We start from the raw sequence: 22078 nt of genomic DNA, 5'->3' as shown, positions 1-22078 counted from the left end.
CATCATGTTGATGTCATAAAATTTCAAAATGCAAAAAATCTTCTATAGCTTCAGTTTCTTTTCAATATCAACCATTAAATCAATACGAAATACGCTGAAACCTGCAAAATATTGCGGTTTTTATATTAAAATGTATGACCTGATATGATTTGTCAATGAAAATCTGCAATATGTTGCGGATTCTTTTGCTTTTGAGGTCATGGAGAATCAAAAGCTCTTTTTCGCTATATTGGGTAGTGATTGGGTAGGATTGGGTAGTTTCTTGATCCTCAAAATCAGTTTTAAATTTTTGCTTATATTTGTTAATAGAGGTCCCTATGCTAAACTCACTCCCTGATCCGATGACCGTCCATCCGATCGCGGGTTATGACAAGGAAATTTATGTGAAGTCGACGCTCAAGAATCCGCAGATTGTCGTGGGCGATTTTACTTACATTGCCGATAGCGATTTCGAGAGCCATGTGACGCATCTGTATCCGTGGAATGACGATAAGTTAATTATCGGGAAGTTCTGCCAGATTGCCTCAGGGGTGGAGTTCGTGATGAATGGCGCGAACCATCAGATGAATGCGGTTTCGACGTTCCCGTTTTACACATTGCAGGGGTGGAATATGGCGCCTCCTGCCAAAGAAAATTTGCCGCTCAAGGGCGATACGGTGATTGGAAACGATGTGTGGATTGGGCAGAACGCGGTGATTTTGCCGGGTGTGCATATTGGCGATGGGGCAATCATCGGCGCAAATGCAGTCGTCGGGAGCGATGTGGAACCTTATACGGTTGTGGTGGGGAACCCGGCGCTGTTTATACGAAATCGTTTCGACGAGGAATTGACGGCACTGATGCTCGAGTGGAAATGGTGGGATAAGCCTGTTGAAGAGATCAATGCGCTGATTCCGATTCTTACAAATCCGGATTTGGAATTTGTCAAGCGGAAAATCAGGGAATTCCTTGCGAATCGTGCCTAAAAATATTTCTATATTGAATACAACGAAAAAAAGGAAAAATAACTGGATCCTTCACATTCGTTCAGGATGACTTCGTCCTGAAAAACTTTTAACCTTATACCTCAATGGACCGAAGGTCCGCGCATCCTCGAAGCGAAGAGAGTAAAATATGGCCGAACAAAACAAAGCAGAAAAATTCGTTTTCTACATGTACAAAATGACCAAGTCCTATCCGCCTAACAAAGAGGTGCTGAAGGACATTTCTTTGAGCTTCTACTATGGCGCAAAGATTGGTATTATCGGCCAGAACGGTGCCGGTAAGTCGACGCTCCTCCGCATTATGGCGGGCATTGACAAGGAATTCCAGGGCGAAGCTTGGATTGAACCGGGCCGCACTGCAGGCTACTTGCCGCAGGAACCGCAGCTTGACCCGAACTTGACTGTCAAGGAAAACGTGATGCAGGCCGTCGCCAAGAAGCAGGCCGTGCTCGATCGCTTCAACGAAATTTCCATGAAGTTTGCTGAACCGATGGAAGACGACGAGATGAACAAGCTTCTCGACGAACAGGCAAAGCTTCAAGACATCATCGATGCTCAGGATTTGTGGAGCCTCGACCGCAACATTGAAATTGCAATGGATGCTCTCCGCTGCCCGCCGGGCGATTGGCCAGTGACAAACCTCTCCGGCGGTGAAAAGCGCCGCGTGGCTCTTTGCCGCTTGCTCCTCGAAGAACCGGATTTGTTGCTCTTGGACGAACCGACGAACCACCTGGATGCCGAAACGGTTGCATGGCTCGAACGCCACCTCCGTGAATACAAGGGCTCCGTGATTCTCGTGACGCATGACCGTTACTTCCTTGACAACGTAACGAACTGGATTTTGGAAATTGACCGCGGTCGTGGCATTCCTTGGGAAGGCAATTACGCCCAGTGGCTTGACCAGAAGCTTGAACGCATGAAGAACGAAGAAAAGGGTGAATCTGACCGTCAGAAGCGCCTCGCTCGTGAACAGGAATGGGTCAAGCAGAGTCCGAAGGCGCGCCAGGCAAAGAGCAAGGCCCGTCTTAAGGCTTACGAAGAACTCTTGGCTGAAGATTCCAAGGAACAGATCAAGGTGGCTCAGATCCACATTGCAAACGGCAAGCGCTTGGGCGATGTCGTTATTCAGGCGGAACATTTGCAGAAGGCCTTTGGCGAAAAGGTGCTGTTCGACGATTTGAACTTCAGCTTGCCGCGCTCGGGTATCGTGGGCATTATCGGTCCGAACGGTGCTGGTAAGACGACTTTGTTCAAGATGATTATGGGCCAGGAAAAACCCGATGGCGGTACGCTCAAGATTGGCGAAACTGTCGAAATCATCAGTATGGAACAGGGCCGCGAAAGCTTGGACGATTCCAAGACGGTTTGGGAATCCATCACGGGTGGCAACGACGAAATCTTGGTGGGCGACCGCAAGATGAATGGCCGTGCTTACTGCGGTCTCTTTAACTTCACGGGTGCAGCTCAGCAGAAGAAGCTCTCGCAGCTCTCTGGTGGTGAACGCAACCGCGTGCTCATGGCAAAGAACTTGCAGAAGCCGGGCAACCTCTTGTTCCTTGACGAACCGACGAACGACTTGGACATTGAAACGTTGCAGGCTTTGGAACAAGCTATCCTCAAGTTCGCAGGCTGCGCTGTGATTATCTCGCATGACCGCTGGTTCCTCGACCGTATCGCAACGCACATCCTCGCTTACGAAGGCGATTCGAAGGTGGTGTGGTTCGAAGGCAACTGGAGCGAATACGAAGCTGATCGTCGCAAGCGCCTCGGTGAAGATGCCGACAATCCGAAGCCCATCAAGTACAAGACGCTCACGAGACAGTAATTGTTCTTATGTGTCACCCCGGCCTCTGTGCCGGGGTCGCCATTTAAAAAAAACGGGACTCGAAAGAGTCCCTTTTTAATTATTTGCTGCTGAGGATGGAATGGGGAACTTCGTATCCGTGTTTGCGTAACAGTGCTACATAATCTTTGTCTTGCAAACGAACTTCAGACTTTTTGATAAAGTCAGGCTTTTTCTTCAGTTTACTCTCAATCGTTATTATCACGCTTGATACGAAAATCGTTGCTGTATAAACAAGTAGGAGGCCGAAAAATTCACCAGTTGAATTTGGGTTGATTAACATTAGGATCAGAAAAATCACTGAAATAACAAATGAAATAACATTTACTTTCATAGAAATACGCCCTACATTCCAATTACCAAAACTTCGATTCAAAGCGGGTTCCAAACGCCCGTAATCGTATTGCTCCATTCCGCATTTGGGGCAGATAAATAACGGGCTCCCGTACATCGGCGAATTCCTTTCGTAAGGATATTTGTGGGGCGTTCCGCATTTTCTGCATCGCCAGTCTTTCTCGATGATTTCTATGGCAAGTTCACTAGGAGTGTCGTACGTACTTGCTTTTTGGTGGACTTCCTGGACATACGACTTGATGGCGTTGCGTTTTAGGATTGCATAAGCTAGCATGCCTCCAAAAAAAGCTAGCGAGCTCCATAACCAGTTGTTTCCATGGTTGAGACTCTCGAAAAAGAATATTAGATACAATGGCAGCCAATAAGCGCAAGCTATTGTCAACACCAAAAGACAAGTACTAAAAAAATTGATGACTGACCCAAACGGTAGAGATTTGGTGTTTTCAACCCATTTTTTAAGGGTGTTGGATATCGGGAAAATCGTCAGTCCCCAAAGAAAGTTTACTACACACAAAATCGCAATCATATTTTCTCTCGGTTCATAAATGGCTGCGACATAACTTATTCTTTCTTCCTTGCGGCGATGAGTTCGTCAAAGGATTCTTCTTTTTCTCTTAAACCCATGATTTCGTCGAACTCGTCTGTTCCGTCACCGTGGTTGTAATTTTCTGAAAAATAATCATCGATGGATTGCAGATTCCCGTTTAGGGGCTTTTTTTCCGGAAATACTCCAAATACAAAAATGCAGATTGCAGAAATAAGTGAATATGTAAGGAATGCGTAAAACGCTGTTTCAAATCCGAAAATAGGAATTAGAAAAGCTCCAAATATAAGCCCACCGGCACTATATACCGCCCACACGTAGAGTTTATTTTTCAAATTATCGCTCATGACAAACTTGAAAATATAAAAGTATGCTACAAAAAATACGAAATTTTTAGTTTAGTAGCACAAAATGACTGAAATCGCACTTTGCGTGCATTTAAATCGTTCTTGCTAGAGCTCTTTTTTACTAAGTTCTAGGCAGGATTGCCGCGTCCCCTTACAGGGAACTCGCAATGACGTTGTACAGCCGACTTCTAACTTCCTACTGATATGCTCCACGTTTTTAAACACGAACTTCGCCTGATATTCCGGGACCCGAAATTCTGGATTCCGTTCATCATCCCGCCGGTGATACTTGCGGCGAGCCAAGCGATTGCCGTGTCGCGTTACGGTGGCGAGATTATGCAGGGCATGGGAAGCTACATGATGCTGTTGCTCGGTTGCCTGATGGCCCCGATGGGCGCGCCTTTGGCAGGTGATTCTTTTGCTGGCGAGCGCGAGCGTAATTCGCTTGAACTTTTGCAGCTTTCTCCGATTGCGCCTGCGAAACTTTTCTGGGGAAAACTTTTGGCGATTATTCCGTTTCCGATTGTGTTTGCTCTTTTGGCGCAGCTTGGCTATTGGTTTTCTCATTCCGAAATTACGGTGACGGCGGCTGTCGCTTCGATGCTTGGGGCGCTCTCGGCTGTGCTTTTGACGACTGCGTTTTCATTGATGGTATCACTTCGCGTTAAGACAGTCCGCGCGGCGACTCACATGACGTTGTTCTTTATCGTTCCGCTTCTTTTGCTTGTACAAATGGGGCATGAAGCCTTTTTGAGTAATTTGTTTATTCCGCTAGTGATTTTGGCTTTATCTGTAGTCATAAGCATTGGAGTCACTTTTGCCGGCATGAAAAAATTTGTAAGTTTATAAAGAAAATTTCAAAAAGGAGAAATGGAATGAAAAAGTTTTTGCTGGCTTTGGGCTCGATTGCGCTTGCATTTACTCTTGCTGCATGTGATGATTCTGCTTCGGGTGGCTCCGGTTCTAATGAAACGAGCGAAGTAAAGGGAAGTTTCCCGCCGAATGGGGATGAAGGTTTCTATTGTGTCGTTACGGATGGTACAAATGAAGATGGTTCGTATTGGAAACAGATTAAGGTGAATATTCCGAAATACAAGGGACATGTGGAAAAGTTTACGTTTGACGAAAACGGTACCGGAACGCAGTACTATGAAGATTCTCATTTTTATATAACGCCTCATGAAAAGGCGGCCATGTGCTTGGAATTCGAAGATGGAATAAAAGAAAGTTCTCATAAGAGAAATTATACAGAAACCTATTGCAAAAACGGAGTTTCCTACTTTGTTATTAGTTTCCAAAACATGAGTTTGGGATCGCTTAATTCGGCAATTGTAGAATACGAAGAGGATTGCAAGGATTACGAGCAAAAGTGGAAAGACGGTGATTATGACGAAGCTATAAAAAGAAGACTTTCGAAATAAAAAAACTTCGAGATAATTTATAAGGAGAAGGCTTCCGTTTGTCGCGGAAGCCTTCAAAGTCGAGTAGTTATAAGCCGGGTTCTGTACTCCTTGCGGAGCGATGACCATCTCTCTGGACGAATCGTTACCGATCGCCTCAAGCGACCTACCCGGATATCCAGCTGGCACGGGCCGCACCAGGTTCTTGCGAACGGAATCCTGCTTGGTCTTGCACCGGATGAGGTTTACCATGCCACTCCTGTCACCAGTCGTGCGGTGAGCTCTTACCTCGCCGTTTCACCCTTACTCGCATTGCTGCGGGCGGTCTATTCTCTGCTGCACTTTCTGTCGCGTTACCGCGCCTGGACGTTATCCAGCATCTTGCCCTGCGGTGCCCGGACTTTCCTCCAGCCGTGAAGCCGGCGGCCATCCGCTACCCACCATGAAATTTAGAAAAAGCGGTGGAAACGTGCAAGATTCCAAACTCTAAATTTGTATATTATCTCCGTGAAAAATTTGATATTTAGTTTGTTGTGCCTTGCGTCCGCATCGTTTGCTGCTGCGGATGCTGATTCTATTGATTCTGTAAAACCTGTCGCGACTGAAATGGGGTCGGATTCTTCGGTGGCCGAAGCGGTGGATTCCAATGCCGTATTCCGTGTCGATAAAATTCGCTATCACATTGGCGATGCGTTTGACGATTCGAAGGCTCACACGAAGTATGACCGCTGGGCGTATGATATTTTGAATTGGGTGCATATCGAAACCCGCGAAATCACGGTCCGCAAGCTTTTGCTTTTTGATAAAGGCGACTTGGTCAACTTGAACTTGCTCCTTGAATCGGAACGTTTCTTGCGCAACCAGAAGTTCCTCTCGGATGCCAATATTACCGTTTCTAACGAAGATGGTAAAAACATTGTGGACGTTCAGACGAGCGATAACTGGACGTTGACGATTCCCATTGCTTTCGGTTTTTCGGGAAGCGAGTGGAGCTACGACAATCTCGTTTGGGGCGTGGGTATTCAGGAAAGTAATTTCCTTGGCTTGGGGCAAAAGCTCGGCTTTTACTTTGGCCATGACGAGTTCCGCGACATGTGGCAGGTTGAATATGGCGACCCGCATTTCCTTTTCCGCTACAACCATTTGGATTTCTTGTACAGCTACAATACGGACGGCTACCTTGCTAGTTGGAAAATGTATGTGCCGTTCCTCAGCCGTAGCGTGAACCAATGGGCATACGCTCTCGAAGGTCTAAAGAATAAGCGTAATGCATTCTATTATGGTCGCGGAGAACTTCCGACGGGCGCAAAAATTTATGATTATACAAAAAATCAGTTTTTCCTCAAACAGTTAGAAATCGCCCGTAAGGATCCGGATAACAAGAAAAAGAGCGAACGTGAAATAGATTCGATTGCAACGAATAAATACCTTAATACTTTATCGCGTTACAATGGGAAAAAATCAGTGAAGCTTATGGCAATTGAGGATTTTATTACCGATTCCTTGAGCTTCCGATTCAGCCGCTCGTTCGGTGGAACCCAGCGCAAACTTTACTTGGGTGCGACTTATGATTACTTGCGTGAAACAGCAAATGAAGGTCTAGTATTACGTTATCCGTTTATATATGGTGATAAAGTATATGCCATTGATTCTGCTAGTGCAGTAAATGATTGGACTCAGGAACGCAAGGATTCCCGCCTTGGCTTGTATGTCATGTACTCGAACCTGCGTTATGAAAAAATCAAGAATTTCCATAACGTCAGATGGACTGAAGATATAGATAAAGGATTTTCAATTAAGGCTCAACTTTCGAAAAATTACGAACAACTTGGTGCAAATAATAACGATATCCGTTTAGATTTCTGGACAGACCTTTATCTCGGCCGTCAAAATCATCATTTGACTTTGAAGTCGTACATGTATTTTTATTTGGACCATGGGAAACGTCATGATTTTTATGGCCGTTTAAATGGCGAATACATTTTCCATCCGAGTACGCGCTTTTCAACTGCGTTGTCGGGACTTGTGGATTTGTATGATGATGCTAAACTGGGCTATCAGTTGACTCTTGGCGGTTCTGATGGCTTTGTCGGCTTCCCGACGGGGTTCTATGCAGGGCAAGCTCGCGTTTACGGCAATTTGGAACAGCGCTGGTTCCCGGATTTTGAAATTTTGACGCTGGCTCCCGTTGTTGTTGCTTTTGGTAGTGTTGGCGAAACTGCGGCTTCTATCAAGGATATCAGGCGAAAGAATTTGATTTATGTGGCTGGCTTTGGCATCCGCTTGGCTCAGACAAAGTCTATCACTCGTTTGATTAACAAGATTGACGTGAGCTTCCCGCTGAATGGTGCACGTAAAGGCGATGCCCATTACTCTGTGACAACCTCGTATTCTTTGTGATATTGTAGATAAATTTTTTAAGAAGAGAAAATATGGCAACGGACGAAGAAAAAAATCAAGACGAAAAGGCCCGCAGGAGAGAAAATGCGCGGGCGGTAAAATGCATTTTTATGCGTGTCGAAATTATTATCGGCATTATCGCCATGATTGCAGGTGCATGGCTTTCGATTCTCGTCTGGAATGAAGGCTATTTTGCTGGCGCCTTGATGCTTGTGATGACTGGGGGCATCAACGTGTTCCTGGCTGCAAAAGAACTGATCAATCCAACGGACCATATTTTCCATTGGCAGGCGATATTCTTCTTGATTGTGCGCCGTGCGATGTTTTTCTTGAACGTTGTCTTGATTGCGCTTGTTGTCGGGACGATGACGCGCTTGCTTTAAGCTAGTGGACTCCGTCCTCGTTTGCGGAGGGCTTCTCGTTATACCAAGCTTGGATTTTTTCACGGGCGGTTTCGCTGAATGCGGAACCGTCTTTTAATATGTGGTCGGCGCGTTCGAGCGTTTGCGAGATGAGCTCTTGGTCGTGAATCCAGTCGAACCAGCGGAATACCCAGGCCCCGCTTTGCTCGTTGCCTTCGAGGTTTCCGGCACCGCGAGTTTTCAGGTCGAGTTCTGCAATTTCAAAACCGTCTTCGGTGGCGGCAAATTGCGAAAGACGTTCCATGCTCGTTTCGGCGGCTTCGCCTTCGGGAATCATCAAGAAGCACCAGGCTTCTTGATTGCCGCGGCCCACGCGCCCGCGCAGCTGGTGAAGCTGCGCCAGACCGAATCGGTCTGGCTGGTCGATGACCATGAGGTTTGCTGCAGGAACGTTCACGCCGACTTCGATGACGGTCGTTGCAACTAGAATTTGAATTTCGCCGGCGGCAAATTGCTTGATGATTTCGTCTCTTTGCGTGTCGTCCATTTGTCCGTGGACGCCGGCGACTTTGAGCTTTGCGATGTTTTCGTCGGCGTTTCCGTGTGTTGCGATAAAGGAACGCATTTCGTTCACGATGTCATCGACGCTGCGGGCGCTTGAATCGCTTGTTGCTGAATCTGCGGAACTGCCTGCGGAATAGCCTGAAGCACCGGTTGGTGAGCTTGTCGAACTATCTGCATTCACGCGGCTTGCGATCCAGTAGCAAAGATTTCCGCCTGCGGCTTCCTTGCAAATAAACTGCTTCATCGATTCGCGTTTTGCTGCGTTCACGAGACGTGTCTTGATGGGCTTGCGGCCTGCGGGCTTTTCCTTGATGCTGATGACTTTCAAATCGCCGTATAGCGTCATCGCGAGACTTCTCGGAATAGGTGTTGCACTCATCACGAGCATGTCGGGGTAATCGCCTTTGGCGAGCAGCGCTTCGCGCTGGCTCACGCCGAAACGGTGCTGTTCGTCGATGATGACAAAACCGAGCTTTGCAAAGAATACGTCCTTGCTAAAGAGCGCATGCGTTCCGATGACGATGTTGCAAAGCCCCATTTGGAGTTCGCCGAGAATGACTTTTCTTTCGGCGGCGGGAGTTGCCCCGACAAGCAAATGCGCTCGGATTCCGGCTGCATCAAAGAACGGCTTGAGCGACTTGAAATGCTGACGTGCGAGAATATCTGTCGGGACCATCAAGGCGCACTGTTCGTTTGCTCCGCAAACCGCCATCATGGCGAGCATGGCGACGACGGTCTTTCCGCAGCCCACGTCGCCCTGCAACAGTGCGTGGAACTGCTTTTTGCCATTGAGCCCGTCGATAATGGTGCTCAGCGCCGCGTCCTGACCTGCGGTCAGTTGGAACGGCAGGCGGGCCTTGGCCGCCATGACGTTCCCCAAATCAATCTGCCTTTCGTGACCGCGAATCTTTTGATTTTCGCGGCGCTTCACCATGCGCAGGCAGAACGGTAACAGCTCCAAAATCTTGAGTTCGCGCTTTGCTTTGTAGATTGTATCGAAATCTTTCGGCATGTGGAGCGCACGGAGGTTGTCCATCACGGGTGCAAAGTGCAAATAGTCCGTGAGTTCGTGCGGGCAAGCGTTCGGGAGCGTGAGTCCTGGAAAGTTGAAAATCGTCTTGTAAAGATTGCGGAAAAACCTCTGCTCCATCTTTGCTTCACGGCAAATTTCGCTGATGGGGTAGACGGGGAGAATTTGTCCGTTAAAGGCTTCGCCTTCGTCGAACGGCTGCATGTCCGGGTGCACCAGCTGGAGTCCTCGGTATGAACCGACAACGCCAGAAACAAGCCAACGCGTTCCGGGCTTGACGCGGTTTGCGATGAATCGTGTGCCGCGGAAAAATAAAAGCTGGATTTCGCTTGTACCATCCGTAAGAACAGCCATGAATCGCGACGTGCGCCCTTTGACAATTCCTGCTCGCGTGATAATCCCAATCACGACTGCGCGCTCGCCATCGTGCAAATCCGCAATCTTAGAAACCTTTGTCTGGTCTAAGTACGTACGCGGAATGTTGTATAAAAGATCGGCGACAGAACACAGGCCCGACTTGTTGAGTTTTTCAAGTCTCTTGGGGCCAAGTCCGGGCAGGCTCGATAAATCCATTTACTTGCCTGCTTTCTTTTGTTCTTGTTGGGCTTTGGCTTCTTCCAAACGCTTGCGGGCTTTATCCCTTGCATTGTCGCCAACGATATTCATGTTTTTCCACGTAATCAACTTGAGTTCGTTGCCGTTTTCGTCTTTGAACCCAAGATTCTTCGTGTCGATGGCCATGATGGCCTTGTTGAGCCCGTTAATGAAACTGTTGATATTTTCGACAAGTTCCTTAGATTGCAAAAGCGTTTCGGAGTCAATACCTTTTTCGATATTCGTGATAATCTCGTTTGTCTTCTGAGCGTTTTCCTTAAGAGAATAAATGACGGAATCGACGAGTGAAATTTTTTCGTTTGCGGCTGCCGTAACAGTCTTGATGGCGGTATCTGCTTGAAGCGCTGTTTTAGAAAGCGCCTTGGTCGACGTGTTCATTTGCTTAAAGAGCTTGTTCAACTTAGGACTGAACGAGCCTACCGTTTTTTCGGTGTGCGCAAAAATATCTTCGATGGAATGCATTGCGTCTTCGTAGATTTCTGTGGCGGACTTGTGCGAAGAGTCTCCTTTGGAAATCAGCAAAACCGTTTTTTGTACGGCATCGAGCTGTTCGTTGACATTTTCGATAAGTCGGAGCGTTTCTGCAATGCCCGGTTCAAAGTGGCCTTTGAACACATGGTTCTCTGGCATGACTTCGCCTGTTTTGGAAGGTATGATTTCGAGGCGGCGTTGCCCCATGAGGGCGTAGTTGACGTTATTGAATTGAGTGCCAGCACGGAGCGTGAGCGGTTCGGTGAAATGAATCTTTACGCGAGAACGGTCTTTAAGCCAAATGACCTGTCCGATTGTTCCGACGCGGTAACCACGCAACACAACTGGGTCTTCGGGTTGCAAAGAACCAAGTTCCTCAAAATCTACAATTGCTGTTTGGTGCACGTTTTGGTGTGCTTTCCACATACCAAAAGCAATGCCGCCAAAAATACAGGCAAAAACAAGAAGTGAAATGTAACCAAGCGCTCTGTCGGAAAGTTTCATGGCTTTGAAAATAGTAAAAAAAAGACGGTGTATCGCCAAACTCCTTTTGCACAATCGATAAATCAAGAAAGGATGTTTATATTTACAGAGTAATCGAAGGTTGCCGGATGAAATTGAAAATGAAAGTAATTTGGGGTTTGGTTTTATTTTCTGTAGTGTCTTTTGCCGAAGAGCCTACGGATGTTTTTGGATTTCAAAAATTTTTTGAAACAAAACCGGGTTCTGTTTCGTGGACATCGGAGCATTGGGCGAACGGGCATGCGCGTACTTTTGCAGACTGGTCGGATGACCCTGATGATCCGTTGCAGTGGTCGGATAGTCGTGGCGTCGATGGGGAAGGCTACAAAGTCGATGGCGAAGGCGTAATGCAGATGCTTGGTGTTGGGCCTCGCTTCCATATCAACGGACAACGCGAATGGGCTCCCCAAAAGCAGTTTTTCTTGAATACGGAATATACTGCTTATTTTATGCGAAATGAAACTGTTGGAAAAAATTATGGCGGTATGGTGGTCGGAGTCCGCAGTGGCGCTTTAGGGCATGGCTCTAGCGGTGGCAACAATTGCGATGCCAATACGTATTACGCAAGGTTCCGCAACGATGGCCGTTGGGATTTCGAAAAGGAATGGAAGCACCCGGCGAGCTATTACCGCAGTGGTTCGGGAATCGGCAAGCAAGACCCGCTTTGGGGTGGTGAACCCTTGCCATTGAACAAGTGGATTGGAATGAAGTACATTGTCTACAATAAGGATGAATCGACAGTCCGCTTGGAACTTTATATCGACTCTACAAGCAATGCGACCCCTCCTGGCAAATGGGAACTTGTGGGCTCTGCCGAAGATTCGGGCAAGGACTGGTCTGGTGCTGAAGCGGGAGCTGCTAAAATCGATGGCTGCAAGGATTATAATGGTCTTGAAAATGCTTTCGATGCAATCTTGAAGGGTGGGGGAGTCATCATCATGCGTACTGATGAGGATCATCCGTTTTACAAGTTCGTCTCGGTTCGCGAGATTGATCCCTCTTTGCCGATAAAGGCGGATTCTACGATTGCGATTCGGCCTGCGTCTCGCCACGCCGCAAAAAGCGTTCATGAGAAGTTGAACATCAAGTTCTTCGACCTCCTTGGCCGCCGTGCATCGAAACGCTAATTTTTTTGTTGTCTTTTCTAAAAAAATGCAATTACTAGTAATTAATAGCTAGTAACTAGTAATTCAAATGACTATATTTATCCCGTCTAAAAAATTTTCTCAAAGGACATTCAAAATGGCTAAAACAGAATCCAAGAAGAAAGTCGTCCTCGCTTACAGCGGTGGACTTGATACTTCCATCATCATTCCTTGGCTCAAGGAAACCTACGACGTCGAAGTGATTGCATTCGCAGCCGACCTCGGCCAGAATGACTTCCCGAACGCAAAGGCTCTCGAAGAAAAGGCTCTCAAGACCGGTGCTTCCAAGTGCTACGTTCTCGACCTCAAGAAGGAATTCCTTGAAGAATACGTTTGGCCGACCGTTCGCGCCGGTGCTAAGTACGAAGGTACTTACCTCCTCGGTACGTCTTTCGCTCGTCCGCTCATCGCTAAGTACCAGGTAAAGATCGCTGAAAAGGAAGGCGCTTACGCTGTTGCTCACGGTGCTACCGGTAAGGGTAACGACCAGGTTCGTTTCGAACTCACCTACGCTGCCTTGAACCCGAAGCTCGAAGTCATCGCTCCGTGGAAGGACCCGCGCTGGACATTCCACAGCCGCGAAGACGCTATCGACTACGCCGCTGCACACAAGATTCCGCTCAACGGCATCAGCAAGAAGAAGATTTACTCCGAAGACGGCAACCTCTGGCACCTCTCTCACGAAGGTGGCGTCTTGGAATTCCCGGAACAGGAACACAAGTACGAATTCCTCAAGCACACCAACACGTATGAAAAGGCTCCGAACAAGGCCGATCACGTGACGATTTCCTTCGAAAAGGGCAATCCGGTTGCTATCAACGGCAAGAAAATGGGCGCTGTTGAACTTCTCGAATTCTTGAACGAAATCGGTGGCAAGAACGCTTGCGGTCTTTTGGACATCGTTGAAAACCGCCTCGTCGGCCTCAAGAGCCGCGGTGTTTATGAAACTCCGGGTGGCACGCTCCTTTACAAGGCTCACGAATGCTTGCAACAGCTCGTGCTCGACAAGGAAACTTTGTTCGAAGCCCAGAAGATGTCTATGACCTATGCAAACCTTGTCTACAATGGCCAGTGGTTCACTCCGCTCCGCCAGGCTATGGACGCCTTCTTCAATGAAGTGAACAAGGTTGTTACTGGTGACGTTACCCTCAAGCTTTACAAGGGCAACATCATCCCGGCTGGCATCAAGAGCCCGTACAGCTTGTACGACATGGGCCTCGGTGGCTTCACGGACGTTGACATGTACGACCAGAAGGATGCTACTGGCTTCATCCGTTGCTATGGCCTCCCGCTCAAGACTCGCGCTCTCTTGCTCGGCAAGAAGACGAACGTCGACTTCGGTGGCGTTCCGAGCCTCAAGAAGTAATTAGTACTTCTAAAAGCATTCAAAAATCCCGACTCATCCGAGCCGGGATTTTTTTCATCAATTTGTTTTTCTTTAAAAAAATACGATAGAGCAACCAATATAAGAATCGTACACGGAACAACGAATAAAAGCTCATCTCTAGACATTGGCTTTTGGGGAATGTTGCCAATTCCATATTGATTGCAAAAAGTTATAATACCTACAATAAATGAAACAATAAATAACCGGCATAAAAAAGATTTCATATATCATTCCTAATCTCTTTATATATTCGACTTTTATTTAAAAATATTTTCGTAACAAATCACTCCAATTATGTAATATATAGTAACAAGAGTGAATGCACTGATAAAATGTTTTTTTGATCGAAAACCACATAGAATAAAATACCTAAAGAGATAGGCCACAAGTAAAAGAAACCATAAGAATATATACAGTAGAATACTATTGCTTGTCATTGGCAAACTCGGCTTGCTTTGAATGGCTTTCAGAAAATATAATTCTAAAATTTATAAATTTACATATAAAAAATATCCAATCATGACTAAATTGTTGTTTGTTTTTGTTTTGTTGTTCTTTTCCTCATGTGGATTGCTGTGGGGAACATTTCTGGGTATTGGATATATTCCTTTCTTTCAATTTTCTTCGAAAAACATGAAAACTACAATATGCAATATAGAGGGAAAAAGAATCTTCTTATTTGGTGAAGACACAAATGTTCCTTATTTTAGTTTTAAAGAAGAATATCGCGTTTATCATATTTTATCTGAAGACAGCACTAATAAAGAATATATTGCAACATATAAATTTCCTTTGACAACTGGGATTGGTGCTATAGTAGAAAATACAGATATCGCCATTGTCGAAACTCAAGAAGATATCACAATCTATTACAATCGCGAACCTGCAGGTGGATTTGTTATTGAACAAAATCCATTCTCAAAAAAATTAAGAGCAGAATTCCGCGATCGGTTATTTTATATAAAGAGTGTAGATGGAGCGTGCTATTATAAAAAATAGCACAAAGGAATAATATGTTTCATAAAAGAATTTTTCTACTCATGTTTTTTGTTTTTACCGCAACTTTTATTTTTGCGGCAAAACCAATGCCTTCTGAATCTGCATTTGTCAGAATAGAGTATGTAATTGATTCTTTTGACAATGAAGAAATTGATACGATTATGCCTCGCGCCACGTTAGAATCAATCCTTCAAGATGTTGACAGTGTGTATTTGGCCCCCTATGGGTCTTGTCTGTGCGATTGTGCTGGAGGAGACTTGTTCTTTTATCTTTTTGAAAAAGGTAAAAAGAAACTGAAATTTCACGCTAATAAAGGAATGCCTGAAATTTGTAATTATTTTACTGACAGCTTGGACCTAGTTTTTAAATTAAAGGACGCAAGCAAAATTAATGCGCTGGCAGATTCATTAATGAATAAATGGAAAACTCAACTTAAAAAGCGATGAAAAATAATTAGATTCAAAGAGGTGATTTGTCCAATGACTTATTTTATCCGTTGTTCCTTAATAACGGTACTCTTTAGTGGCGCTTTTTTTCTTGCTCATTCAGCTTCTTCTCAAAATGGAGTTTGTAAATGGGACGCACAGCTTAGTCAAGCAATGTTTAAATATGAAAAATACTTAAACGGACAATATGAAGCAGACGATGCAGACATTCTTCTTCCGTTAGGGTATCGAAAAATGAACTGCCTTCTTGATTCAATTATAAAAAAGGAAAAATATGACTTCAATCCATATACTTTGCTTTGGCTGACTGAAATTCCGGATTCTGTTTTTTATTTGTCTCCCGCTAGTGTGAAGTATTTGGTTGAAAATAAAAACAAACTTGTAAAAAATGCAGGTCGTTTGTTAGTCAATGAGAAAATGAAAAAGAATTACTCAATAGACAATAATGTTATAGAAAAAAACACAACGCTAAAGACTTTTGATTGGTATGTTTTTTTTAACCTTACCTAGAACCCGTACGCATAGCCGACTTGCCATATTACAGTCGGTTCATTGTGCTTCATAAAGCAGTGTACCGGAATGGCAATGTACGAAAATACTCCGTAGATGTTTGCACGAACTTCTGCCGAAATGTCGAGCGATTCTTTGTAGTTGTACGAACGTACGTATTTTACTTTGTTTGCTCTATTCAGTGCTTTGTGGTATCCGTTCGGGGCCTTTGCAAATGCGTATCCGCTGCCGAATCCAGCGTCAATTGAAAAAGGCAGTTCGCGGAAAAACTTCCATGCAAAACTTCCTCGGAAACCGACCCAGTATTCATCCGGTTGCAAATGGAGTCCGCCTCCCATTGCCCTGAAAAAGAAGTTGTTGTATCCAACGCCTGCGTTTAACATGATAGGTGTCGGTCTGCCGGCCGAAATGCCGGCCTCGAACTGCCAGGGCGAACCTTGCGTGCTTTGGGCGGCGAACGCAATTCCTGCGAAAAAAGTAAAAATGAGGGCGAGGACTAGGCTTCTAGGTAACATGTTTATAATAATAGTAATCGAAAATTGACATGAACCCTTTTTTTTCCTAAAAAAATGTTATCTTTAAAGCAAACAACAGGTCTATGGGAAAGAAGGACCATAAACAAGGAAGGAATATGAAAAAATCGTTATTCGCAATCGTGAGCGCTGCTCTCATTTCCGCATCGACAGCTTTTGCAAATGGGGGTATGTTCGACAAGTGGCTTCCGGAAAACACGACCGCAGATGTGGTCGCAGCCATCAAGTTTACCCGTATGCAGTTCAGCAACTGGAAATTCGAAGACGGTACGTCCTCTTACACATGGCTCTTCACCTATGATGCTGACCTCAAGTCTCACTGGAAGGTCGCTGATTGGCGCAACAAGCTGAACCTTGCTCTTGGCTACACTTGGACGGACGGCCTTGGCAAGCGCAAGTCTTCAGATAAGATTTTCTACGAAACCATGGGTGACTTCAACGCTTCCGAAAAGATCAAGCCGTATGTCGGCGCTCGTTTCGAATCGCAGTTCACGAGAGGCTATGACTATAGCGAAGACGCTGATGGCAACGAAATCAAGACTACCGTTTCTCACTTCATGGCTCCGGGCTATGTGACGCAGATGGCCGGTGTGGGCTACTTCCCGAACGACAACTTCTCTACGCGTCTTGCTTTTGCAAACCGCATGACGATTACTGCCGATGGTTCCGATACTTATCTCTACTCTGACGATACGGATACGAGAAAGATTGAAAAGTTCAAAAACGAACCGGGTCTTGAAAGCATCACGGAATTCAAGTACGATTTTTCTGAAATCGTAACTTTCAAGAGCCGCTTGTGGGCTTTCATCAACTTCAAGGGTTTTGATGAAATCGATGGCAAGTGGGAAAACCTTCTCGCATTGTCGCTTTCTCCGCTTTTCGAATTCCAGGTCAGCTACGATATCGCTTACGACAAGGACTTGGACAAGGATTCTCAGCACAAGAACGTGATTCTCGTCGGCGTGACTTGGCGTTGGTTCTAATTTAGAATCAAATTCAAATTAATTATGAGAACCGCTTCGGCGGTTCTTTTTTCTATCTTTGCACGTGTAAAATTAAAGAGGTTTCTATGGCTATTACTGTTGTGGATTACAATGCGGGCAACTTGACTTCTGTGATGAATGCGCTCAAGTACATTGGTGTTGATGCCAAGGTGAGTCGCGATCCTGATGAAATCGCAAAGGCTACGCGTTTGATTTTCCCGGGTGTCGGTGCTGCCGCGTCTGCCATGGAAACGCTCACGAAGACTGGTATCGGTGAAGCAATCAAGGCTGTGGTGAAGGCTGGGAATCCGGTGCTTGGCATTTGCATCGGCTGCCAGATTATTCTTGAAGAAAGCGAAGAAGATGGCGGCGTAAAGACGCTTGGTCTTATTCCGGGTCGCGCCGTGCGTTTCAAGGATGAACCGGGTCTCAAGATTCCGCACATGGGCTGGAACCAGGTGAACTTCACTCGCGAACACCCGATTATGAAGGGTATCCGCAGCGGTTGCGATTTTTATTACGTGCACTCCTACTACCCGCAGGTGCCGGCTGAATACGCTTTTGCCGAAACGACTTACGGCACACAAACGTTCACCGGACTTATCGGTAAGGATAACTTAATTGCAAGCCAGTTCCATCAGGAAAAGAGCGGCGAGGTTGGACTTGCCATGCTCAAGAACTTCTGCGACTGGAACGTTTAAACAAATTCGCGGCAGTTCTGCAAGTTGCCGGTTTCGTTCTAAGTTGTTTCGAAAAAAAATAGTATCATAAAAATACGATTTTTGCGAAATTTGCTAAAAATGGCGTTATTTTGCGTGTAAATGGCGCTGGAGTATCATGGCCTATTGTTTTTCGGAATGAATTAATATATATTTACGGCCATGAAGCCGGTTACGGAATACGAAGATTATCGCGTTTATATGCAGGATTATTATACTGAGCGAAAAAGAGTCTCGTCTTTTTCGTGGCGTGAATTTACTCGTGCTTCGGGCTTCACTTCTCCGACTTATCTAAAATTGGTGTGTGAATGTAAGACCCGCCTTTCGCCTCAAGGGGCCGAAAAGGTGGGGATGGCAATGGAACTGGCCGGTTTTGAACTTGAGTATTTCAAGTCGATGGTCACTTATTGCCATGCCAAGACCGATCAGGAACGCAAGAGCGCTTACGAAACAATGCTCGAACTCGCGTCGAACAACAAGGTTAAAGTTGTCGATGGCGATGCGTTTAAGTATTTTGAATCGTGGGTGCATCCGGTTGTGCGTGAACTTGCGCCGGTGATGTCTGGGGCAACTCCTGGCGATATCGCCAAGCGCTGTTGTCAAGTTGTTTCTGCTGCCGAAATTCGTGAATCGCTTGATTTTATGGTCCGGATTGGGCTTTTGAAAAAGAATGGCGATAACTATGTGCAGGCGGACAAGCATTTGAAAGGTATGACTTCAGCCGTGTCTGTTGCTTTGCGCTATATGCACAGGGAAATGGCTCATTTCGCAGAAGAGGCAATTATCCGGTTTACGCCATCGGAACGAAACTTTACCGGGCTTACCATGGGAATTTCTGCAGAAGACTATAAAAAGATTTTGCAGGAACTCGATGTTTGCCGAAAGAAAGTCGCCCAAATTGCGCTGAACAGTCGTGGCACAGAAAGAGTTTATAGATTGAATTTACAGTTATTCCCATTGACGTGGAAAGAGGATAATTCCGATGTTAGGTAAAATTATTAATTTGTCTGCCTTTGCTCTTTTGCTAGGCGTCGTGGCATGTGACAAAAAAACATCCGGAATTACCGAAGAAGGCAATTCTGTCACCGCGTATGACTTGTGGAACGGCGCCGATGGTGCTGGCGGTTTTAAGTATGCTAACGTAGCTGCTCGCTGGTATAGCGTTGACGATGAAAACGATGGCGGAACGTCGTCAATTGTATTCCCGACCATCGAGGGTAACAACCTTACGTCCGAAAATATGGAATCGCTGGTCTCGTATTGCGGCGGCCTCTGCGGAACGGTTGAACTGGGCGAATCGTCTGCCCCGAGTGCTGGCGTGGGTATCGCACTTACAGAAAATGATTCTGCTATCGATATTTCTGAATGGGACGGCCTTTGCGTATCTTATGAATCTGCTCTGCAAATGAAGGGCGTGCTCGGCTACAAGGATGGCAGTACGCTGTCTGCAAACGATATGCCGACTGTTGAATTTGACAAGACCGAGAATGGGACTTATGCATCTCGTTGTGCAAAGTGGGCTGATTTTAGACAAAGTTCTCCGAACAACAATTCTGGTGTCGAAGCATCCAAGAAAGCAACGTCGCTTATTTTCAAGTTTGTCGGTAAAGCGAAGGAATCTGGGTTCTTCAATATCAAGGGAGTTAGCTCCTATAAGCATGGTGTTCAAAACTTGGATTCTATTGAATATGTAGAACCCATGAAAGTAGATACGAGTGCTTGCTTGTGGAACGGAACCTTAGATAATCCGGGTTCTATGGTGATGAACGATTTGGATGGAACTCGTGGCGGACTTTGGTATTCCTACAATGACCGTAACGATGGCGGTGCGTCTCTGTTGTATTGGTCTGCAGAAGCCCCGAATTACAAGAACGCATTTGAATGGTTGGCGGATGATGAACTCTTTAAAGGCGGGCTTTCGGCAAGTGTTTCTTTGGACAAAGGAAACGCACCTCAAGCTTATGCCGGTATAGGTTTTAGAATGGCTGTTCGCGATTCTGCAAATGCTGATTATTCTGCTAAGGCTACTGATATTAGCGGCTGGGGTGGAATTTGTGTGTACTACATGGCCGAAAAAGATATGCGCATGGTGCTTGCCTCTGATTCTCTTGAAAAAGATTATACTCTGGCGGCTTCTACGACTCCTGTTGAAAAATGCATCACTTGGGATGAAATGTCTACTGCAGGTTTAGAAAAATCCGCTAGCGATATTAAGTTCGAAGTTCGTTCGAGTGAAAATGTATTTAATCAAATCCGGTTCAATATCATTGCTGTAGGAAAGTACAAGGAAGGCGGTGCGTGCATTGCCGATGAATCTAAAGTAAATCCCTTCTCGTAAATTGTTGACTTCTTATTGTCTATAATTTATATTAAGCGGTAAAGTGTAGGAGGATACTTTCGTGTTCAGAAGGTTATTGAAGATTGCGGTGTTGCCCGCCGTATTGGGCATTTGTGCTTGTTCCGATGACAAAACAAGCGGAGTCTCTGTAGAAGATAACGTCATTACTGCAGGTGATGTTTATTCTTCTAGCGAAATGCTTTCTAGTTCAAGCATAGAAAGTTCTAGCCATGGTGTGCAATCGTCTTCGGACCGAGAAGTTGTCGAAGTTTGTAAAAACGACCTCTGGGATGGTGCTGCTGGAATTACCAAGGTAAAAACGGAAAGTGAAATTACCGGGTACTGGTACACTTGGGGGGATGATGGAGGCGCATCAAGGATTGTGTTCCCTGTTGAAATGGGGAATAGCTATTCGGATGATGCTTTAGATGCCGTTGTTGAACATTGCGGAGGCTTTTGCGGAACGATTAAGTTTGATTATTCCGATTCTTCGCCTGCAGTCGGTATTGGATTTTTAGTTGCGGAAGAAGGCAAAAGTACCGATATTTCGTCATGGGGTGGTATTTGCGTGACATACTCATCCGATGTGAGTTTCTGGCTTGGCATTGCATCGGAATATAGTGATGCGTCGAATGTTTTTTCGATGGTGGGAATTCGGTTCCCTAGTGTAGTGTCGGGTGATACTTCTTTGTGTGCCCGCTGGGAAAACTTCTCTCGTAATTCGCCTGCTGTAGCTCCTGAAGATCGACGTGGTGACGTGGATGCGAAAAAGGCTAAAGCAATTCTCTTTAGATTTTTAGGTGATGGTTCAGAATCGAGAGATTTCAATATCAAGGCCGTGGGCACATACGACGGAGATATGCCACAGGTGAGCCTGCGGTCAGAAGATGTGCAAAACGGAGAAAACGAAGCGAATGAAGATTCGGCGACTTGCGTGTGGAAGGGCTCGGCACATTGGGAGTATGAATCTCAAAACGGCGCTGGAACTTGGTTTGTTTATGCTGATGACAATGCATCGAAGTTGTATTTCCCGATTGATAATGGGGTTAATTATTCTTTCTGGAAATATGATCCAACACTGGATTACTGTGGTGGCTTCTGCGGAACGATGGTGTTGGACCGTCAAGATGGCGGTGAATCGTTCGTAGGTATTGGCTTAGCCATTGCTGGGTATAATATGACTTCGGATGTCTGTGATAGTGATGTGTGTTTTTTTGATGGTATTAAAACGAAAGACATTGAAGATTGGGGCGGAATTTGTATAACGTATCAGTCGCAAAAAGATGCCTATTTAAAGTTGGGTATTGGCTCGGCCGATGACGATTTGGAGTCTATGGATTTTCCAAATTTGCATCTCCCCAAATCGACGACAATAATCGAAAAATGTTATAAGTGGGATGAGTTTGACAAGTTGACTTCTGACCAATTAAAGAGTGTATCTGTGATTGCGTTTGAGGCTCGTAGCCAAACTCCACCGGAAAACGTTGAGTTCGGTGTGTATGCTGTTGGGAAATATTCTGCTCAGGGTGCATGTCGCCTAAAACCATACAATTAAGAAATTTGCTCCATTCATACTACGAATG

General features: G+C 45.6%; 21 protein-coding genes and 1 other RNA gene. 16 read left to right on the top strand and 6 right to left on the bottom strand.

The annotated features are described in order from the left end of the window. Positions 1-317: 317 nt before the first annotated feature. Both BUA34_RS04730 and ettA read left to right on the top strand, forming a co-directional pair. On the top strand, positions 318-965 hold the full coding sequence (locus tag BUA34_RS04730) for a CatB-related O-acetyltransferase (protein WP_083579731.1): 648 nt from the start codon (positions 318-320) through the stop codon (positions 963-965). 148 nt (positions 966-1113) lie between these two features. Then, positions 1114-2808 carry an energy-dependent translational throttle protein EttA gene (gene ettA / locus BUA34_RS04725; protein WP_072827579.1) on the top strand — a complete coding sequence of 565 codons (1695 nt, stop codon included), beginning with the start codon at positions 1114-1116 and terminating at the stop codon, positions 2806-2808. A gap of 79 nt (positions 2809-2887) precedes the next feature. Here the strand turns inward: ettA and BUA34_RS04720 are convergent, their stop codons facing one another. Continuing rightward, positions 2888-3706: a hypothetical protein gene (locus tag BUA34_RS04720; protein ID WP_072827578.1), complete on the bottom strand. Its 819-nt coding sequence runs from the start codon at positions 3704-3706 to the stop codon at positions 2888-2890. Between the two features lie 35 nt (positions 3707-3741). Further along, complete coding sequence (locus BUA34_RS04715; protein WP_072827577.1) at positions 3742-4071, bottom strand: VIT1/CCC1 transporter family protein; 330 nt, start codon at positions 4069-4071, stop codon at positions 3742-3744. Between the two features lie 204 nt (positions 4072-4275). On the opposite strand from BUA34_RS04715, the gene BUA34_RS04710 reads away from it, so the two are divergent. Together BUA34_RS04710 and BUA34_RS04705 are read left to right on the top strand one after the other, a co-directional pair. After that, positions 4276-4920 (top strand): ABC transporter permease, encoded by a 645-nt coding sequence (locus BUA34_RS04710; RefSeq protein WP_072827576.1) that lies wholly within the window; start codon positions 4276-4278, stop codon positions 4918-4920. 26 nt (positions 4921-4946) lie between these two features. Continuing rightward, complete coding sequence (locus BUA34_RS04705) at positions 4947-5492, top strand: hypothetical protein (protein WP_072827575.1); 546 nt, start codon at positions 4947-4949, stop codon at positions 5490-5492. Positions 5493-5546: 54 nt separating this feature from the next. Here the strand turns inward: BUA34_RS04705 and rnpB are convergent. Beyond that, positions 5547-5913: RNase P RNA component class A (gene rnpB, locus BUA34_RS04700), an RNA gene on the bottom strand. A 65-nt stretch (positions 5914-5978) separates the two neighbouring features. On the opposite strand from rnpB, the gene BUA34_RS04695 reads away from it, so the two are divergent. Both BUA34_RS04695 and BUA34_RS04690 read left to right on the top strand, forming a co-directional pair. Further along, positions 5979-7871 (top strand): hypothetical protein, encoded by a 1893-nt coding sequence (locus BUA34_RS04695; RefSeq protein WP_254794326.1) that lies wholly within the window; start codon positions 5979-5981, stop codon positions 7869-7871. A gap of 32 nt (positions 7872-7903) precedes the next feature. Beyond that, positions 7904-8254 (top strand): hypothetical protein, encoded by a 351-nt coding sequence (locus tag BUA34_RS04690; protein ID WP_072827573.1) that lies wholly within the window; start codon positions 7904-7906, stop codon positions 8252-8254. A 1-nt stretch (position 8255) separates the two neighbouring features. On the opposite strand, the gene BUA34_RS04685 is transcribed toward BUA34_RS04690, so the two are convergent. Both BUA34_RS04685 and BUA34_RS04680 read right to left on the bottom strand, forming a co-directional pair. Next, entirely contained in the window at positions 8256-10400 is a 2145-nt protein-coding gene (locus tag BUA34_RS04685) for an ATP-dependent DNA helicase RecG (protein ID WP_072827572.1), read from the bottom strand. Beyond that, complete coding sequence (locus BUA34_RS04680; RefSeq protein ID WP_072827571.1) at positions 10401-11417, bottom strand: MlaD family protein; 1017 nt, start codon at positions 11415-11417, stop codon at positions 10401-10403. 119 nt (positions 11418-11536) lie between these two features. Here BUA34_RS04680 and BUA34_RS04675 point away from each other — a divergent pair, with 119 nt between their 5' ends. The 5 genes from BUA34_RS04675 (at position 11537) to BUA34_RS04655 (ending at position 15922) form a co-directional block, all read left to right on the top strand. Further along, on the top strand, positions 11537-12562 hold the full coding sequence (locus tag BUA34_RS04675; RefSeq protein ID WP_139255873.1) for a hypothetical protein: 1026 nt from the start codon (positions 11537-11539) through the stop codon (positions 12560-12562). 115 nt (positions 12563-12677) lie between these two features. After that, a complete protein-coding gene (locus BUA34_RS04670) occupies positions 12678-13946 on the top strand; it encodes an argininosuccinate synthase (protein ID WP_072827569.1) in 1269 nt (422 codons plus the stop codon). 540 nt (positions 13947-14486) lie between these two features. After that, entirely contained in the window at positions 14487-14966 is a 480-nt protein-coding gene (locus BUA34_RS04665; protein WP_139255872.1) for a hypothetical protein, read from the top strand. A 14-nt stretch (positions 14967-14980) separates the two neighbouring features. Beyond that, positions 14981-15412: a hypothetical protein gene (locus BUA34_RS04660; protein WP_072827568.1), complete on the top strand. Its 432-nt coding sequence runs from the start codon at positions 14981-14983 to the stop codon at positions 15410-15412. 33 nt (positions 15413-15445) lie between these two features. Further along, positions 15446-15922: a hypothetical protein gene (locus BUA34_RS04655; protein WP_139255871.1), complete on the top strand. Its 477-nt coding sequence runs from the start codon at positions 15446-15448 to the stop codon at positions 15920-15922. On the opposite strand, the gene BUA34_RS04650 is transcribed toward BUA34_RS04655, so the two are convergent. Beyond that, a complete protein-coding gene (locus tag BUA34_RS04650; RefSeq protein WP_072827566.1) occupies positions 15919-16437 on the bottom strand; it encodes a hypothetical protein in 519 nt (172 codons plus the stop codon). The two genes, BUA34_RS04655 and BUA34_RS04650, sit on opposite strands and share 4 nt — an antisense overlap. A 116-nt stretch (positions 16438-16553) precedes the next feature. On the opposite strand from BUA34_RS04650, the gene BUA34_RS04645 reads away from it, so the two are divergent. The 5 genes from BUA34_RS04645 to BUA34_RS04625 all read left to right on the top strand — a co-directional run bounded on the left by BUA34_RS04645 (position 16554) and on the right by BUA34_RS04625 (position 22050). After that, on the top strand, positions 16554-17438 hold the full coding sequence (locus BUA34_RS04645) for a DUF3078 domain-containing protein (protein WP_072827565.1): 885 nt from the start codon (positions 16554-16556) through the stop codon (positions 17436-17438). A gap of 86 nt (positions 17439-17524) precedes the next feature. Further along, the gene (gene hisH, locus BUA34_RS04640; protein ID WP_072827564.1) at positions 17525-18139 is read left to right on the top strand and encodes an imidazole glycerol phosphate synthase subunit HisH; all 615 of its coding nucleotides are present in this window, start codon (positions 17525-17527) and stop codon (positions 18137-18139) included. A 180-nt stretch (positions 18140-18319) separates the two neighbouring features. Further along, positions 18320-19150 carry a TIGR02147 family protein gene (locus tag BUA34_RS04635; RefSeq protein ID WP_072827563.1) on the top strand — a complete coding sequence of 277 codons (831 nt, stop codon included), beginning with the start codon at positions 18320-18322 and terminating at the stop codon, positions 19148-19150. Next, a complete protein-coding gene (locus tag BUA34_RS04630) occupies positions 19140-20495 on the top strand; it encodes a hypothetical protein (protein WP_072827562.1) in 1356 nt (451 codons plus the stop codon). Before BUA34_RS04635 ends, BUA34_RS04630 begins: the two co-directional genes overlap by 11 nt. Before the next feature lie 61 nt (positions 20496-20556). Further along, positions 20557-22050 (top strand): hypothetical protein, encoded by a 1494-nt coding sequence (locus BUA34_RS04625; RefSeq protein WP_139255870.1) that lies wholly within the window; start codon positions 20557-20559, stop codon positions 22048-22050. Positions 22051-22078 lie beyond the last annotated feature (28 nt).

Source organism: Fibrobacter sp. UWB12, from assembly GCF_900142485.1.
Classification (GTDB): Bacteria; Fibrobacterota; Fibrobacteria; order Fibrobacterales; family Fibrobacteraceae; genus Fibrobacter.
The sequence above is the reverse complement of the archived record's forward strand: the minus strand, read 5'-3'. Positions and strand labels throughout refer to the sequence as shown.